Genomic DNA, 15,757 nt, shown 5'->3' with positions numbered 1-15,757 from the left:
GCCCCACGCAGCCGGTGAGCGTCGTCACGCAGCGCCGCGAGCGCCAATCCGCACGCGTCCGCGTGCCGCACGCCTCGCAGCGCCGGCGCTCGCTGTCGACCCTCACCTCACGGGTTGCAACGGGGCGAGCAGTCGTTCGAGCCATGGCGGTATCCCCTCTCAGAAGGGCAACACCCGGGGCTCAGGCCATATTTGCCGGTGTAGTTTTTTTCTCCTCCCGGCTAGAACTTCTCGGGCGCGGGCCGCACGTCGAGCTCCTGCGTCCACGCGGAAGCGTCCTGCCGGTGGAGCTGCCAGTACGTCTCCGCGATGGCGTCCGGCGACAGCCGGTGCGCGGGCTTCGGTCCACCCCGGGCGTGCGAGCGGTCCGTGTCGATGATGCCGTCGATGACGACGTGGGCCACGTGGATGCCGCGCGGGCCGAACTCGCGGGCCAGTGACTGCGCCAGGGCCCTCAGGCCGAACTTGCCCGCGGCGAAGCTCGCCGAGCGCGCGCCGCCGCGCAGCGACGCGGTGGCCCCGGTGAAGAGCAGCGTGCCGTGTCCCGCCTCCAGCATGGCGGGCAGCACCTCGCGCGCGCACAGCACGCCGCCCAGGCAGTTGATGCGCCACGAGGCCTCGAAGTCCTCGGGCGCCGTCTCCAGGAAGCCGGCCATGTGGAAGACGCCGGCGTTGTAGACGCAGACCTCCGGGGCGCCGTGCTCCTCGCGCAGCCGGGCGAAGGACGCCTTCACCGCGTCCGCGTCCGTGGCGTCCGTGGGGTAGCTGCTCGCGAGGCCCCCGGCCTGCTGGACGGCGTGCTGGACCTGGCGCAGCGTCCCCTCGCTCCGGGCGAAGAGGCCCACCGTGTAGCCCTCGCGGGCGAAGCGCCAGGCCAGCGCCGTGCCCAGCCCGGGGCCCGCTCCCACCACCGCGGCCACCTTCGTGGCCGACTTCGCAGTCGTCGTCATGGCCGGCCGGTTAACCCGCCCGGACCCGCGCGGCCATGCGACGTGAGGGGCCCCGTCACCCGGCCAACGGTGCACCGCGCACGGCGACGTTCCCCGGGACGGGGCGCTACATTGCCGCGCCATGACGACGACCGACCAAGCCACCCGCCTGCTCGACTTGCTCTGGGAGCGCTACTCCGCCGAGGTCCCCTACGCGCGCACCTTCGTCCAGCTCTCCGGAGGCCGCTTCCGCAATGACCACGTCGCGCTGCGCTCGCTGGCGCGGCCCGGCGGCGGCATCGCCCTCTTCTCGCGCCCCTTCGAGCGGCTCGGCTGGAAGGCCGCGGGCACGTACACCTTCCCGGACGCGCACCTGTCCGCCATCTACATGTCCCATCCCGCCGGGCTGCCGCGCGTCTTCATCTCCGAGCTGAAGCAGGAGGAATTGTCCCCGCGCGCCCGCGAGCTGCTCGCCGCGCTGCCCGAAGACGTGCCCGCGCCGTCGCCCGAGGACGTGGACGCGCTGGCCGCGTGGTTCTCTCCGCCGCCTCCGCCGTCCGAGGCCGCGCTGCTGGAGCTGGAGAAGGAGTCGCAGTACGGCGCCTGGCTGCTCGCCTTCGGGCGCAAGGTGAACCACTTCACCGGCACGGTGGACGACGTGGAGGCGTGGCAGCGGCGCATGCGCGAGGCGGGCGTGCCCATGAAGGCGGACATCGAGGGCGCCGCCGGCACGTCGCTGCGGCAGACGGCCACCCACGCCGCGCCGCTGCCGGTGACGCTCGAGGGCGGCGGCTCGCGCGCGTGGCCCTACGCGTACTTCGAGATTGCGCAGCGCGCGCCGGACTTCGACGGCTTCCTCGGCCCCCAGGCGCGTGCGCTCTTCGACATGACGAAGCGTGGATGACGCGCCGCGCTCCGCGTGTGGGGCACGGCGCGTCATTTGGGACACCGGGTCGCTCCCCGGTTGCCCGCCCTGCGCGCGGGCCCTCGGGTAGGAACGGCGGGCTGAAAACTCTCTATGCTCCCGCGCCATGCCCACTTCCCAGTCCCTCACTTCCCTGGTCCTGGCCGCTGGCCTCTCGCTGGCGCCCGCCGTCGTGCTGGCGGAGGACACGACGACGACCGCGCTCGAGCAGAACCTCAACAGCATGGACCGCTTCTTCACCCTGTCCGAGAGCGCGGCCACGCCGCCCACGGACGTGCGCGCGGAGACGGGCGGCAGTGCCCGGGAGGGCGGCACGGGCGTGGGCGACTCGTACGGCATCTCCCAGCGGGTGGAGATGACCGTGCTCGAGCACCTGTCGCTGCGCGCGGGCGGTGAGCTGCGCATGGGCACGGGCAAGGGCTTCAGCCCGGAGGCGCAGGTGAAGTACCAGTTCTTCAACCAGGCCGCGGACGGGCTGAACGCGTCGGCGGGCCTGCGCTACAAGCAGCTTGGCTTCGCGTCCGACGGCGGCGAGGCGGAGGTGTTCCTCGCGGCGGGCAAGCGCTGGGGCCAGGTGCTGGGCACCGCCAACTTCGTCGCCGGCACCGGCGTGTCCAAGCGCGAGGCGGACATCGAGGGCCACGTGGGCCTGGGCTACCTGCTGGGCGAGAAGCTCATCGTCGGCGTCAACACGCGCTTCCAGCAGGAGGTGGTGGACGAGCCGGGCGAGGTGAAGGGCACCGGCCGCGAGTTCGAGATGCTCTCCGGCGGCCTCGTCGGCTACTCGTGGGGCCCGGTGGATTTGTCCGCGCTGGCCGGCTGGTACTTCCCGCGCAAGACGATGACCAGCGGCCCGCTGGCGCAGCTGCAGCTCGGCCTCAACTTCTGAGCGGCGGCGCGGTTCAGTCGCTGACAGGCGGATTGCCCCGGCCGTGGACACTTGCCGGGCCGGGGCGCTTCAGGGCAATTCGATGGGCACGGTGTTGGTGTTACCTCTGCAACCGTGTCCACACCGACCGAGTCGCACCCCGGGCTCGGCTTCCCCGGGGACCTCTTCGAGCAGCTCTCCGAGGCCATCGCGGCGTTCAGCCGGGAGGGCCGCCTCCGGTACGTGAATGCCGCCGCGGAGCGGCTCTTCGGCGGTGCGCGCGGCGAGCTCGTCGGCCGCGGGCTGGGAGAGGTGCTCCCCAGCGAGGACGGGCGTGCGCTCCACGAGGCCCTCGTGCGGGTGGCGGAGCGCGGGCGGCCGGAGCGCTTCGAGCACCGCCTCGCCCCGGCGCGGCGGCTGGACGTGCGCGTCCACGCCGGCGCGGAGGCGCTGTGGCTCATCGCCGCGGACCTCGCGGAGCCCCGACAGGCCCCGGTGCCCGGGGAGGCCGCGAGGGCCCGGCTCCCCGCGGACGTGCTGCTGGAGGCGGAGCGCGAGGCGAGGACGCGCGCGGAGCGCACGGCGGAGTATGCCCGGCGGCTCCAGGAGGTGACGCGGTTGCTGGGGCAGGCGCTCTCCGGCGCGGAGGTCGCCGGGGCGGTGCTGGAGGTGGGGGTGGCCGCGCTCGGCGCCATCAACGGCGGCATCTGGTTGATGGACGGCACGGGGCGGCGGCTCCAGTTGATGCAGTCGCGCGGGTTCAGCGCGCCGACGCTGGCGGTCTTCGACGCCTTCCCGGTGGACGCCCCGGTGCCCGTGGCGGAGGCGGTGCGGCACGGCGCGCCGGTGTGGATGCCGAGCTGGGCCGAGTACGCGCGGCGGGTGCCCGCCGCGGAGGAGCGCGCCCACGGGGTGGGCTCGCGCAACGAGATGGCGGCGGCCTGTCTGCCTTTGCACGTGGAGGGGCGCGCCATCGGCGGGGTGTCCTTCGGCTTCCAGGGCGCGCACCCCTTCGAGGACGCGGAGCGCTGGTTCCTGGAGATTCTCGCCCAGCACGCCGCGCAGGCGCTGGAGCGGGCGCGGCTGTTCGAGGCGCAGAGCACGGACCTCACCGAGCGCAAGCGCGCCGAGGCCCGCACGCGCTTCCTCGCCGAGGCGGGCGCGCTGCTGGCCTCGTCGCTGGACTACGAGCGCACGCTGGCGGCGGTGGCCCGGGTGGCGGTGCCGACGCTGGCGGACTGGTGCGCCGTCGACATGCCCGAGCCCGACGGCCAGGTGCGCAAGGTGGTGGTGGCCCACCAGGACCCGGAGCGCGTGCGGGTGGCCATGGACTTCCACGCCCGCTATCCCCCCTTGCTGAGCGCGGTGGGAGGCATCGGCAAGGTGCTGCGCACCGGCGAGCCGGAGTTCCTGAAGCACCTCACCCCGGAGCTGATGGCCGCCGCGGTGCCGGACCCGGGGCGGCGCGAGGCGGTGTGGGCGCTGGGCGTCCGCTCCCTCATCTGCGTGCCCCTGCGCAGCCGGGGCCGGACCATCGCCGCGCTGACGCTGGTGTACGCGGACTCGGACCGCCGCTACACCGAGGCGGACCTGCACCTGGCCCAGGAGCTGGCGCTGCGCGCGGCCACCGCCATCGACAACGCCACCCTCTACCGCGAGGCGCAGGAGGCCGTTGCCGCGCGCGACACCTTCCTCGGCGTGGCCTCGCACGAGCTGAACACGCCGCTCACCTCGCTGGCGCTCAACCTGCAAACGCTGCAGCGCGCGGTGGAGCAACTGCCGCTGGACGCGCACCCCGGCCGCCCGGCGGTGGGCCCGAAGCTCCAGTCCGCCCAGCGGCAGGTGGCGAGGCTGGCCAGCCTCATCCGCGAGCTGCTGGACGTCTCGCGCATCACCGAGGGCCGGCTGAAGCTGGAGCCCGAGCCGATGGACCTGGCGGAGCTGGCGCGCGAAGTGGCGGCACGCGCGGCCGAGGACGCGGCGCGCGTCGGGTGCGAGCTGCGGCTGCGCATCCCGGCTTCCGTCGAGGGCGTGTGGGACCGGCTGCGGCTGGACCAGGTGGTGCAGAACCTGTTGTCCAACGCGCTCAAGTACGGCCACGGCCAGCCGGTGGACCTGGTGCTGGAGGACGGCGTGGACGCCGTCACGCTGCGGGTGAAGGACCGGGGCCTCGGCATCTCCGCGGAGGACCAGGCCCGGCTGTTCCAGAAGTTCGAGCGGCTGGCGAGCGAGCGTCACTACAGCGGCTTCGGCCTGGGGCTCTGGATTGTGAAGCAGGTGGTGGACGCGCTGGGCGGCCGCATCCACGTGGACAGCGCCCCGGGGCAGGGGGCCACGTTCACCGTCGTCCTTCCACGCTGAGTCAAGTCGCCGGGAGGGCGTCCCCGTCACGTGAAGCGGTGCGCGTACCATTCGCGGCCCGCTCCTGTAGGCTGGGTGCCTCTTCCACGACCTCCTGGGGGACCTGATGCGGCGGGTGGCGAGAATCTTCGGACTGGGTGCGGTGCTGCTGGGCGCGGGGCCGGTGCTCGGTCAGCAAGGCCACGCGGGCGACGCGGGCGTCGAGGTGCGCCGCGCGGACGTGGCGCTGCAGGGCGCGGTGGCGAAGGCCGTCCGGCCGCCGCTCGACTCCGTCTACGAGGCGCTCCAGCACACCGTGCGCTTCCGGCAGGTGGCCCTGTCGCCCAATGGCCGGCGCCTGGCGTGGGTGGAGTCCGGCTCGGAAGCCGCCGGGGCGAACCCGGGCGGCAGCATCATCCAGGTGCTGGACCTCACCGAATCCGACGCGAAGCCCGAGCGCATCACCGTCTGCCTGGCGATGCGCTCGTGCAACGAGTCCTCGCTGGCGTGGAGTCCGGACGGGCGGAAGCTGGCGTTCCTCTCCGACGCGGGGCTGGGCGGGCCGGTGCAGCTCTACGTCGCCAACGTGTCCGAAGGCCCGGTGCGCAAGCTGACGTCCTTCCAGGGGCCGGCCTCCGCGCCGCGGTGGTCGCCGGACGGGGACTCCATCGCGCTGCTCGTCATCGAGGGCGAGGGCGCCGAGCACGCCAAGGGCCCCACCGGCCCCGCGGCGCGCGAGACGGGCGTGGTGCAGGAGGCGCACCCGGTGCGGCGCGTGGCCGTGGTGGACGTGGACGACAGCGCCGTGCGGAAGGTGACGCCGGAGAGCCTCTTCGTCTACGAGTACGCGTGGAGCCCGGACAGCGACCAGCTCGCCATCACCGCCGCGCCGCCGCCGGGGGATGCGAACTGGTGGGTGGCGAAGCTGCACGTGGTGGAGGTGAAGTCGGGCCGCGCGCGGCTCTTGTACACGCCGAAGTGGCAGCTCACCGAGCCCACGTGGAGCCCCGACGGGAAGCAGCTGGCGTTCATCGAGGGACTGATGAGCGACCAGGGCTCCAACGGCGGGGACGTGTACGCGGTGCCGGTGGCGGGCGGCAAGGCGCGCAACCTGACGCCGGGGATGAAGGCCACCGCGACGAGCCTGGACTGGGTGGTGCAGGGGCGGGTGGTGTTCGGCGCGCAGGTGATGGGGGACTCGGCGCTGGGGGCGGTGGACCCGGTGAAGGGCGGGGTGACGATGCTGTGGAAGGGCCCCGAGCGCATCAGCGCGGGCGGGGTGGTGGGCGCGTCGCTGGCGGAGGACGGCGTGACGAGCGCGGTGGTGCGCGAGTCCTTCACGCGCGCGCCGGACGTGTGGGTGGGGCCGGTGGGGGAGTGGAAGCCCGTCACGCGCCTCAACGCGGACTTGAAGCTGCCGGTGGGGCCGGTGCGCAGCGTGACGTGGAAGAGCGAGGGGCGGGACGTGCAGGGCTGGCTGCTGGCGCCGCCGACGGCGCCGGTGGGCAGCGCGCGGGCGCCGATGGCGACGGTGATTCACGGCGGGCCGGCGTCGGGGGTGGTGTCCGGCTTCCAGTCGATGGCGCTGCTGCTGACGAGCCAGGGCTACTACGTCTTCTTCCCCAACCCGCGCGGCAGCTTCGGGCAGGGCGCGGAGTTCGTGCAGGCCAACCGGCGGGACTTCGGGTACGGCGACCTGCGCGACATCATGTCGGGCGTGGACGCGGTGCTGGCGAGCGAGCCGGTGGACCCGGCGCGGCTGGGCGTGACGGGGTGGAGCTACGGCGGCTACATGACGATGTGGGCGGTGACGCAGACGCAGCGCTTCCGCGCGGCGGTGGCGGGGGCGGGCATCTCCAACTGGCAGAGCTACTACGGGACGAACCACATCGACACGTGGATGCTGCCGTACTTCGGCGCGTCCGTGTACGACGAGCCGGACGTGTACACGCGCAGCTCGCCCATCAACTTCGTGAAGCTGGTGCGCACGCCGACGCTGCTCGAGCACGGGGAGCGGGACGTGGAGGTGCCGGCGTCGCAGAGCTACGAGTTCTTCAAGGCGCTCAAGGCGCTGGGCGTGGAGACGCAGTTGGTCATCTACGCGGACGAGGGACACGGGCTGCGCAAGCCGGAGCACCTGAAGGACCGGGCGGTGCGGATGGTGGAGTGGTTCGACGCGCACCTGCCGCCGCCGAACCTGCCCCCGGCGAAGGTGCCGATGCCGATGCGCTAACGCGCGTCGGGTGGCGACGTGACGAGGCTGGTGAGGACGTGGTCCCGCCAGCGGCCGTCGATGAGGAGGAAGTCGCGGGCATAGCCCTCCACGACGAAGCCAAGGCGCTTCAGCACGGCGGCGCTCCTGAGGTTCTCCGGCAGGTAATTGGCCTGGAGGCGGTGCAGGCCCATGGGACCGAAGGCGTAGTCGCGGATGGCGCGCAGGCCCTCCGTCATCAGTCCCTTGCCTTCGTAGCGCTGGTCCAGGGCGTAGCCGAGGTCCGCGGCCTGGAGGGGGCCTCGGCGGATGTGGGTGAGGGAGATGTTGCCGATGACGGGCGCGGTGGTGAGGGGCTCGGCGCGCGGGAGGAGGAACAGGCGCAGGGACAGGTCATGCCGGAAGTCCTCGCGGTCCTGCGCGAGCCGGGTGCGCCAGTAGGTGACGGAGAAGAAGTTGGCGGGCCGCGCGGGGGACACCGGGTCGAAGTGCTCACGGTTCGCCTCGTGGTAGGCGAGCACCCGCCACGCGGCGTCCGGCGGGAGCAGCGCCAGGGACAGACGCTCGGTGGTGAGCAGGGCGGTGGTGTCGGAGGTCATGGCGCGAAACCGCCCCCGAGGCTACTGCGTCCCGGAGGCGGAGGTCTTCGCGACTGCTGAAGGGAGCCCGGTTCAGCGCGGCGGCTGCGTGTCGCTCTGCCCGGGCTGGGCGCCGGGCTGCGGTGGGGTGGCGCCCTCCTGGACGTCGGTGTCGATCGAACCGCTCCCGCCGTGGTGCTGCTCGTCGGCGCCGCTCGGCGTCGCGGGCTGTCCCGGAGGCGCGGAGTGGCCCGTGCCCACGTCCTGCCCGCTGCCGCCCGTGCCGCTTCCACCCGTCGGGGGCGTGGCCTGCTGGGCGCCGCCCGTCGTCCCACGCTCCGGCGGCGTGGCCTGCGGCAGCTGGCTTCCACCCGTGCCCTGCTGCGGCGGCTGGGCCTGCGTGCCCTCCCGCGAGGGCTGCTGCTGCGAGCCCGTGCCGCCCGTGCCCTGCTGCTGCGCGCCACTGCCGCCCACGGCCCGCTGGTCGCGCTCGATGACGATTTCCACACGCCGGTTGTTGGCCCGGCCCTCGGGCGAGCCGTTGGACGCCACCGGCCGGTACTCACCGAAGCCCCGGATGTTGATGCGCTCCGCCGGCACGCCGCGCGACGTGAGGAACTCACGTACGCGGTCCGCACGGCGGTACGACAGGTCCTCGTTGTACTCGTCCTTGCCCTGCGAGTCCGTGTGGCCCTCGATGAGCAGCGGGCTCTGCGTCTCCTTCAGCACGTCCGCCACCTCGGACAGCCTGTCGCGCGCCGCGGGCAGCAGGTCCACCGCGCCCGACGCGAAGAGCACGCTGCCAGAGAGCGTCACCACGATGCCGCGCTCCTCCTCGCGCACCTTCAGGCCCTTCTCCGTCTCCTGCAGCTTCGTCAGCGCCGCGGTGGCATTGCGCTCCGCTTCCACCCGCGCCTGCCGCTCCTGCTCGGCCTGCTGCTCGGCCTGCACGCGCGCCTGGCGCTCCGACTCGAGCTGAGACGCGCGCTGCTGCAGTTCCTGGTTCTGCTGCGTCAGCCGCTGCGCCTCGGCCTCGGCCTGCACGCGGCGCTGCTCCTCGGACTGGCGCCGCGCCGTCTCCTGGGACAGCTGCTGCGCCTCCGTCTGCCGCTGCTGGGCCTGGGCCCTCAGCTGCTCGGCCTCCTGCTGGCGCCGCTGCGCGTCCGCCCGCAGGCGCTCCGCCTCGGCCTGCTGCGACTGCGCCATCTGCGAGGCGCGCTGCTGCTGCGCGAGCGCCGCCTGCCGCTCCTGCTCGGCCTGGGCCAGCTGCTGCCGGGCGGCCTCCAGCTCCGACTGGACGCGCTGTTGCTGCGCCGCCTGCGACTGCGCGAGCGACGCCTGGGCCTGGGCCCGCTGACGCGCGGCGAGCTCCGCGGTGCCACGGGCGTCGGCGGTCTCCGCCTTGCGCAGCGCCACGTACGCGAGCGAGCGTGCCCGGGGCGAGTCCTTGCTGCGGTCATACTCCCGCTCTGCTTCCAGGAGTGCGTCATGGGCCGCGGCGACGTCCTCCGGGCGCTCGCGGCCCTCGGGGCTGGTGGACAGCTGCTCGTAGGCGGCGCGCGCGTCCATCAATTCCCGAGGTGGGGGACCCGACGCGCAGCCCACCGCGACCAACGCCGTGGCCCCGACGAGGGCCTTCCATCCACGCTTCCAAAGCACCATGACGCTCTCCTCTCGGGGTGGGCGGCTCACTGGAGGCTGCGGCGCGCGGACTCGGCCTGTTGGGTGGCCGTCCGCGCCTCGCGTTCAAGGGGCACCGAGCGGGCCAGCGCGAGCGCCAGGTCCGCGTCCGCTTCGGCCTGCATGAAGCGCAGCTCCGCGGCCTCCTGCTCGCCTTCGACGAGCAGCCGCTCGGCGTCGGCGATCTGCTGCCGGGCATACTCCAGGTGCTGGGCGGCCTCGGGGACGCGGCTGGCGCCAGCGCCTTCCGCGGCCCTCAGCGAGGCCTCGGCCTGCACACGGCGCTCGGTGGGAGCGGAAATGACTTGCTGGCCGGCACACCCGACAAGGGTCAGGCACATCACGGCGGCAATCAGCTTCGGGCGCACGGTTCACCTCCAGCCGTCAGGGCAACACCGGGCGCGGGACTCCGCGCCCAAAGCCAGAGTTGGGTCCGCCTCTCCCGGCCGACAATGCGCTCTCGGCGGAGACGCCTGAAGAGGGGCCGGGCAGGCACGCAGGCACCTGCCCCGGAGTGTGAAGCCCCTTGTCACGGCGCACGAGGGGACTGGCCGGGACACACCCGGCGGAGGTAGACGGGGCGTATGCGCCTGCACCTCGTGGATGGGACGTATGAGCTGTACCGAGCCCACTTCTCGCCCCGCCCCGGCCATGAGGCGCCGGGTGGGCAGGACGTGAAGGCGACGGTGGGGTTGATGTCGTCGCTGCTCATGCTGCTGCACGACGCCACGGAATCGGTGACGCATGTGGCGGTGGCGTTCGACAACCCCATCCGCTCGTTCCGCAACGCGCTGTTCGCCGGGTACAAGAGCGACGAGGGCGTGCCGCCGGAGCTGCACGCGCAGTTCGACCTGGCGGAAGAGGCGGTGCGCGCGCTGGGTGTCACCGCGTGGTCCATGAAGGAGTTCGAGGCGGACGACGCGCTGTCCACGGCGGCGGCGCGCTTCGCGGGCGAGGTGGAGCAGGTGCGGCTGATGACGCCGGATAAAGATTTGGGCCAGTGCGTGCGGGGGAAGCGGGTGGTGCAGGTGGACCGGCGGCAGGAGAAGGAGTTCGACGAGGAAGGAGTGCGCGCGAAGCTGGGCGTGCTGCCCGCGAGCGTGCCGGACCTGCTGGGGCTGATGGGGGACGACGCGGACGGCATCCCCGGGCTGGCGGGCTTCGGGGAGAAGGGGGCCTCGGCGTTGCTGAGCGCCTACGGCCACCTGGAGGCGATTCCAGCCGAGGCCTCCGCCTGGACGGTGCGCCCGCGCGGCGCGGAGAAGCTGGCGGCGACGCTGCGCGAGCACCGCGAGGACGCGCTGCTGTACCGCAAGCTGGCCACGCTGGTGACGGATGCGCCGCTGCCGGGCACGGCGTCGCTGGCGGACCTGGAGTGGAAGGGCGTGCCGCGAGCGCGGTTCGAGGCGCTGTGCGACAGGCTGGGGAGCACCACGCTCAAGCGCCGCCCGAAGCGCTGGACGGCGTAGGGCGCTCTACCCCACCGCCTCGTCCACGCCGTCCCGGCTCAACGTGGACACAGGGGCATGGCGCGGCAGGCGCACCGTGAAGGTGGTGCCCGCGTCGGCCGTGGACGTCACCTCCACCGTGCCGCCGTGCGCCTGGACGATGCTGCGGACGATGTAGAGCCCCAGGCCGATGCTGCGCCCGCCGCGGTCCTCCGGCCGCTCCACGCCGCGCTCCAGCGGCTCGAAGATGCGCGGCAGTTGCTCCGGCGCAATCGGCGTCCCCTGGTTGTGGACCTCCAGCTCCACCCCGTGCTCCCCGCCCCGCGCCACCACGCGCACCGGCGTGTCCTGCGGGCTGTACTGCAGCGCATTGCCCACCAGGTTGCTGAGCACCTGCGCCAGCCGGTCCGGGTCCCACGTCCCCACGCCGCTCCCCACGTGCTCGGAGTGGATGCGCCGGCCCGGGGACGCCGCCTGCACCTCGTCCACCACCGCGTGCACCACCTCGTGCAGGTCCACCGGCCGGGGGAACACCGGAAGGCCTCCGCCCTGCCTCGCCCGCGTGAAGTCCAGCAGGTCGCGAATCATCCGCGTCGCCCGCTCCGCCGAGCGGTGGATGCGCTCCACGTGCCGCCCCATCCGCTCGTCCAGCCGGCCCCGCTGCTGCAGCACCGACACCGCCAGCGTTATCGCGCTCAGCGGGTTGCGCAAGTCGTGGCTGACAATCCCGATGAGCTGCCGCTCGAAGTCCGCCCGCGCGCGCATCTCCGCCGTCAGCCGCTTCGGCTCGGTGATGTCCGCCAGCGCGCCGGTGAAGTGCGTGGGCTCGCCCCGCGCGTCCGTCAGCACCCGCCCCTGGTCCCGAAGCCACCGCACCGTGCCGTCCGCGCGGAGGATGCGGTACTCGGCCTCGAGCGCCCCGCGCTCGCGGATGGCGCGCTCGGTGTGCGCCTGGACGGTGGGCAGGTCCTCCGGGTGGATGCGGGCGTACACGTCGTCCAGCGGGAAGGCGGCCTCGCGCGCCTCCAGCCCCAGGATGCGGTTGTAGTTGGCGTCGCGCAGAATCATCCGCGACGCCAGGTCCAGCCGCCACGTGCCCACGTTGGCCGCCGCCAGCGCCGAGCGCAGCCGTTGCTCGCTCTCGCGCAGCGCCCCGGCCAGCTCGGACTCCTTGCGCCGCGCCAGCATCGTGTCCGTCACCTCCACCGCGAAGAGGATGACGGCCTCCACCTGGCCCTCCGTGCCCAGCATGGGCTGGTACATGAAGTCGAAGTAGCCCTCGGACAGCTCGCCGTCGTTGCGCCGGTCGATGCTCGCGGGCATCTCCCGGGCGCTGAAGGACTCGCCGGTGGCGAACACCGTGTCCAGCAGCTCCAGGAAGCCCTGGCCCTCCAGCTCCGGCACCGCCTCGCGGATGGGGCGCCCCACCAGCGGGCGGTTCCCGAGGAGCTGCCGCATCCGCGCGTTGGCCACCACGAAGCGCTGCTCCGGGGCGCGCAGCACGCCGAGCAGCGCGGGCACCTGCTCGAAGAGGGTGGCGAGCAGGGCGCGCTGCCGGTCCGCCTCCTCGCGCGCGCGGCGCTCCAGCTCCAGCAGCCGGGTGCGCGCGGCCTCCGCCTCCTGGCGCTCGGTGACGTCCTGCATGGCCCCCACCACCTGCACCGGCCGGTCCTTCGCGTCACGGACGATGTGGCAGCGGTCCACCACGTGCGCCCAGGTTCCGTTGGCGCGCCGGAAGCGGTACGCGCCCTGCCACTCGTGCTCCGTGCCCGCCAGCGTCGCCTGGATGCCCTTCACCACGCGGGCGCGGTCCTCCGGGTGCAGGCGCTCCACCTTCCAGTCGAACGTGTCGCGCACGTCCGAGGGCGCGTAGCCGAACACCTCGTGCACGCCGCTCGTCCAGTCCACGGAGTCGGTGCGCGGGTCCCACTCCCACACCGCGTCCCGCGTCGCGCGCGCCGCCAGCCGGAAGCGCAGCTCGCTGCGCCAGGCGCGCTCCTCGGCGCGCTGCACCTCGGACAGCGTGCCCTCGGCGAGCAGGCGCCGCGCGCGCTCGTCCTCCAGGGCCTGGCGGCGCGTGCGCTCCCAGCGCGCCAGCGCGTCCACCCGCGCGGCCAGCTCCGCCGGACGGAAGGGCTTGAAGACGTAGTCGTTGGCGCCCGCCGTCAGCCCCTCCACCACGTCGGGCGGCCGCGTGTTGGAGGTGAGCAGCAGCACGGGCAGGTGCGCGGTGGCGGGGTTGCCGCGCAGGAAGCGGCACACCTCCAGCCCCGTCATGCCGGGCAGGTACCAGTCCACCACCAGCACCTCGGGCGCGCTCTGTGGCCCCAGGGCCTCCAGCAGCGCCGGCCCGTCCGCGAAGGTAGCGACCTGGCAGGTGGGGGCCAGAGCGCGGCGGATGGCCTCCGACTCCGCCGGGCTGTCGTCCAGCACCCAGACCAGGGGCAGGAGGGGGGATGCGGACGATGTGCCGCTGGAGGGGGGATTCACGGGGAGCCTGAGCCCTTAGCAACCACGTGTTTCCCCGGTCAATTCTCCATTGGTCGGGATGTACACCGTACGCCACCTTGCCCGCTCGCCCGGCACGCAATCCTTACGCGTGCGTAAGGAGGCCCACCGCGCCAGGATGGACGCGCCGTGTCCCCGGAGTTGAAGGAAGCCATGCCCGTCGAACTGAAGATGCCTCCCTCGGATGATTGGGTCCCCACGCTGGATGACACGCCGTACCAGCGGCTCGGCGGCGAGGAGGCGACGCGCGCGCTGGCCCACGCCTTCTACGACGCCATGGATGCCGAGGAGCCAGCGCTGGCGAAGCTGCACGAGCTGGATGCGGAGGGTCGCGTGAATGCGGGCACGCGCGAGCGCTTCGGCCTCTTCCTCATGGGCTGGCTGGGCGGGCCCCAGCACTACTCCGAGCGCCACGGCCACCCGCGCCTGCGCATGCGCCACGGCCACCTGCCCGTGGACACCGGCATGCGCGACGCGTGGCTGCGCTCCATGCGCCGGGCCCTGGACGCGCGCGGCGTCACCGGCGGCCTGCGCCGCTTCCTCGACGAGCGCTTCGCCCAGGTGGCCGACTTCCTCCGCAATACCGAGGGCTGACGCCGTCGAGGGCCGAGAAGGGCTTGCGTAAAAAGCACGAGCGTTCTAAATACAGGTCATGCGCAAGGGCGAGCTCACCCATCAGACCATCCTGGAGACGGCCATCCGGCTGGCGAGCCGGGTGGGGCTGCACGGGCTGAGCATCGGCGGGCTGGCGGAGGAGCTGAGCCTCTCCAAGAGCGGCCTCTTCGCGCACTTCAAGTCCAAGACGGAGCTCCAGGTGCAGGTGCTCCAGACGGCCACCGAGCTGTTCACCGAGCGCGTCGTCCGCCCGGCCCTCACCCGGCCCCGCGGCGAGCCCCGGGTGCGCGCCCTCTTCGAGGGCTGGCTCACCTGGGACAGGGACAAGATTCTCGAGGGTGGCTGCATCTTCGTGGCGGCGGCGGCGGAGCTGGACGACGCGGAGGGGCCCGCGCGGGACACGCTGGTGCAGAGCCAGCGGGACTGGCTGGACTGCCTGGCCCAGGCCGCGCGCATCGCCGTGGCGGAGGGGCACTTCCGCAAGGACGTGGACGTGGAGCAGTTCGCCCACGACGAGTACGCGGCGATGCTGGGCTTCCACCACTCGCGGCGGCTGATGAGAGACCCCAGGGCCGAGGACCGTGCCCGGCGCGCCTTCGACGCGCTGCTGGCCGCCGCCCGCAACCCCACCCACTGACTTCTGTTGTTCCCGAGTCCTTCCGAGGAGGACCTCATCATGGCAGAAAATAGCACGAACGTTCGGACGAAAATGGCGCTGATGGGAGTACGGGCGACGGCGAAGGGGCTGGGCGCGGTGGCTCCGGGGCTGGCGGCGGCGTGGGCGGAGCGGCTGTTCCTGACGCCCCAGCGGACGCGGCGCTCGCGCACGGCCGAGGCGGTGCTGGCGCAGGGGCAGCAGCGGGTGCTGAAGCTGGGCGGCGAGAAGGTGGCGGTGTGGAGCTGGGGCGAGGGGCCGCGGGTGCTGCTGGTGCACGGGTGGAGCGGCTACGGCGGGCAGCTCACGGCCTTCGTGGCGCCGCTGGTGGAGGCGGGCTTCTCGGTGGTGACGTACGACGCGCCGGGGCACGGGGTGTCGTCCGGGCGCACCAGCTCGCTGCCGGAGATGGCGGACATGGTGGCGCGGGTGGGGCGGGCCACGGGCGGGCCGTACGCGGTGGTGGCGCACTCGTTCGGCGCGGCGGCCACGGCGGTGGCGCTGCGGGACGGGATGCGGATGGAGCGCGCGGTGTTCATCTCCCCGCCGTCGGACCCGCGCTGGGGCGTCAAGGCCTTCGGGAAGACGGTGGGCCTGTCGGAGGACGTGCAGCGGCGGATGGCGGCGCGAATCGAAGCGCGGTTCGACATGCGGCTGCGGGATCTGGCCCTTCCCCATTTCGCACCCTTGTTGCAGGTGCCACTGCGCATCTTCCACGACGTGGGGGACCGGGAGGTGCCGCTGGAGGCGGGTGAGGCGGTGGCTCGCGCGTGGCCGGGCGCGAAGCTGACGCGCACGGAGGGGCTGGGCCACCACCGCATCCTGTATGCACCGGAGGTGGTGACGCCCGCGGTGTCCTTCCTCGCGGAGGGCCGCCCGAGCAACGCGTGGCCGGCGCCGGAGCTGCTGGCCTCGGCCTCGGCGGCGGCCCCGCGCGGCTACCTGCGCATGGTGCACGGGGGCTGAAGGTCCTGACGCCCGATGGAATTGGCGCCCGAC

13 protein-coding genes are annotated in these 15,757 nt (G+C 73.3%); 8 read left to right on the top strand and 5 right to left on the bottom strand.

Annotated features, from left to right (window positions below):
• Window positions 1-221 precede the first annotated feature (221 nt).
• Window positions 222-950 carry an SDR family NAD(P)-dependent oxidoreductase gene (locus G4D86_RS44750; RefSeq protein ID WP_164001204.1) on the bottom strand — a complete coding sequence of 243 codons (729 nt, stop codon included), beginning with the start codon at window positions 948-950 and terminating at the stop codon, window positions 222-224.
• 121 nt (window positions 951-1,071) lie between these two features.
• Here G4D86_RS44750 and G4D86_RS44745 point away from each other — a divergent pair, with 121 nt between their 5' ends.
• From G4D86_RS44745 to G4D86_RS44730, 4 genes are all read left to right on the top strand, one after another.
• Window positions 1,072-1,833 (top strand): DUF1338 domain-containing protein, encoded by a 762-nt coding sequence (locus G4D86_RS44745; protein WP_164001202.1) that lies wholly within the window; start codon window positions 1,072-1,074, stop codon window positions 1,831-1,833.
• 127 nt (window positions 1,834-1,960) lie between these two features.
• Window positions 1,961-2,743 carry a hypothetical protein gene (locus G4D86_RS44740; RefSeq protein ID WP_164001201.1) on the top strand — a complete coding sequence of 261 codons (783 nt, stop codon included), beginning with the start codon at window positions 1,961-1,963 and terminating at the stop codon, window positions 2,741-2,743.
• A gap of 114 nt (window positions 2,744-2,857) precedes the next feature.
• A complete protein-coding gene (locus G4D86_RS44735; protein WP_164001199.1) occupies window positions 2,858-5,083 on the top strand; it encodes an ATP-binding protein in 2,226 nt (741 codons plus the stop codon).
• Window positions 5,084-5,189: 106 nt separating this feature from the next.
• Window positions 5,190-7,295 (top strand): S9 family peptidase, encoded by a 2,106-nt coding sequence (locus G4D86_RS44730; protein ID WP_164001197.1) that lies wholly within the window; start codon window positions 5,190-5,192, stop codon window positions 7,293-7,295.
• On the opposite strand, the gene G4D86_RS44725 is transcribed toward G4D86_RS44730, so the two are convergent.
• The 3 genes from G4D86_RS44725 to G4D86_RS44715 all read right to left on the bottom strand — a co-directional run bounded on the left by G4D86_RS44725 (window position 7,292) and on the right by G4D86_RS44715 (window position 9,900).
• The gene (locus G4D86_RS44725; RefSeq protein WP_164001195.1) at window positions 7,292-7,873 is read right to left on the bottom strand and encodes a GNAT family N-acetyltransferase; all 582 of its coding nucleotides are present in this window, start codon (window positions 7,871-7,873) and stop codon (window positions 7,292-7,294) included. The genes G4D86_RS44730 and G4D86_RS44725 overlap by 4 nt on opposite strands.
• A gap of 72 nt (window positions 7,874-7,945) precedes the next feature.
• Window positions 7,946-9,514 (bottom strand): OmpA family protein, encoded by a 1,569-nt coding sequence (locus G4D86_RS44720; protein WP_205520353.1) that lies wholly within the window; start codon window positions 9,512-9,514, stop codon window positions 7,946-7,948.
• Between the two features lie 26 nt (window positions 9,515-9,540).
• Entirely contained in the window at window positions 9,541-9,900 is a 360-nt protein-coding gene (locus G4D86_RS44715; protein ID WP_164001193.1) for a DUF4398 domain-containing protein, read from the bottom strand.
• 216 nt (window positions 9,901-10,116) lie between these two features.
• Here G4D86_RS44715 and G4D86_RS44710 point away from each other — a divergent pair, with 216 nt between their 5' ends.
• The gene (locus G4D86_RS44710) at window positions 10,117-11,001 is read left to right on the top strand and encodes a 5'-3' exonuclease (protein WP_164001191.1); all 885 of its coding nucleotides are present in this window, start codon (window positions 10,117-10,119) and stop codon (window positions 10,999-11,001) included.
• A gap of 6 nt (window positions 11,002-11,007) precedes the next feature.
• Here G4D86_RS44710 and G4D86_RS44705 read toward each other — a convergent pair whose 3' ends face one another.
• Entirely contained in the window at window positions 11,008-13,470 is a 2,463-nt protein-coding gene (locus G4D86_RS44705) for a PAS domain-containing protein (protein WP_164001189.1), read from the bottom strand.
• Between the two features lie 171 nt (window positions 13,471-13,641).
• Between G4D86_RS44705 and G4D86_RS44700 the strand changes: the two genes are divergently transcribed.
• Genes G4D86_RS44700 through G4D86_RS44690 form a run of 3 tightly spaced genes read left to right on the top strand, consistent with a single transcriptional unit; the run spans window position 13,642 to window position 15,724 of the window.
• A complete protein-coding gene (locus tag G4D86_RS44700) occupies window positions 13,642-14,082 on the top strand; it encodes a group II truncated hemoglobin (RefSeq protein WP_164001186.1) in 441 nt (146 codons plus the stop codon).
• Window positions 14,083-14,140: 58 nt separating this feature from the next.
• Window positions 14,141-14,740, top strand: coding sequence for a TetR/AcrR family transcriptional regulator (locus G4D86_RS44695; protein WP_164001184.1), 600 nt, complete (start codon window positions 14,141-14,143; stop codon window positions 14,738-14,740).
• 39 nt (window positions 14,741-14,779) lie between these two features.
• On the top strand, window positions 14,780-15,724 hold the full coding sequence (locus tag G4D86_RS44690; protein WP_164001182.1) for an alpha/beta hydrolase: 945 nt from the start codon (window positions 14,780-14,782) through the stop codon (window positions 15,722-15,724).
• The last annotated feature ends 33 nt before the right edge of the window (window positions 15,725-15,757 follow it).

The sequence above is a fragment of the Pyxidicoccus caerfyrddinensis genome, from assembly GCF_010894405.1.
In the GTDB taxonomy this organism is placed as follows: Bacteria; Myxococcota; Myxococcia; order Myxococcales; family Myxococcaceae; genus Myxococcus; species Myxococcus caerfyrddinensis.
This window is presented reverse-complemented; position numbering and strand designations above follow the sequence as displayed.

Coding starts and splice junctions, on each gene's coding strand:
- G4D86_RS44750 (WP_164001204.1), bottom strand. CDS start 950: ATGACGACGACTGCGAAGTCGGCCACGAAGGTGGCCGCGGTGGTGGGA.
- G4D86_RS44745 (WP_164001202.1), top strand. CDS start 1,072: ATGACGACGACCGACCAAGCCACCCGCCTGCTCGACTTGCTCTGGGAG.
- G4D86_RS44740 (WP_164001201.1), top strand. CDS start 1,961: ATGCCCACTTCCCAGTCCCTCACTTCCCTGGTCCTGGCCGCTGGCCTC.
- G4D86_RS44730 (WP_164001197.1), top strand. CDS start 5,190: ATGCGGCGGGTGGCGAGAATCTTCGGACTGGGTGCGGTGCTGCTGGGC.
- G4D86_RS44725 (WP_164001195.1), bottom strand. CDS start 7,873: ATGACCTCCGACACCACCGCCCTGCTCACCACCGAGCGTCTGTCCCTG.
- G4D86_RS44720 (WP_205520353.1), bottom strand. CDS start 9,514: ATGGTGCTTTGGAAGCGTGGATGGAAGGCCCTCGTCGGGGCCACGGCG.
- G4D86_RS44710 (WP_164001191.1), top strand. CDS start 10,117: ATGCGCCTGCACCTCGTGGATGGGACGTATGAGCTGTACCGAGCCCAC.
- G4D86_RS44700 (WP_164001186.1), top strand. CDS start 13,642: ATGCCCGTCGAACTGAAGATGCCTCCCTCGGATGATTGGGTCCCCACG.
- G4D86_RS44695 (WP_164001184.1), top strand. CDS start 14,141: ATGCGCAAGGGCGAGCTCACCCATCAGACCATCCTGGAGACGGCCATC.
- G4D86_RS44690 (WP_164001182.1), top strand. CDS start 14,780: ATGGCAGAAAATAGCACGAACGTTCGGACGAAAATGGCGCTGATGGGA.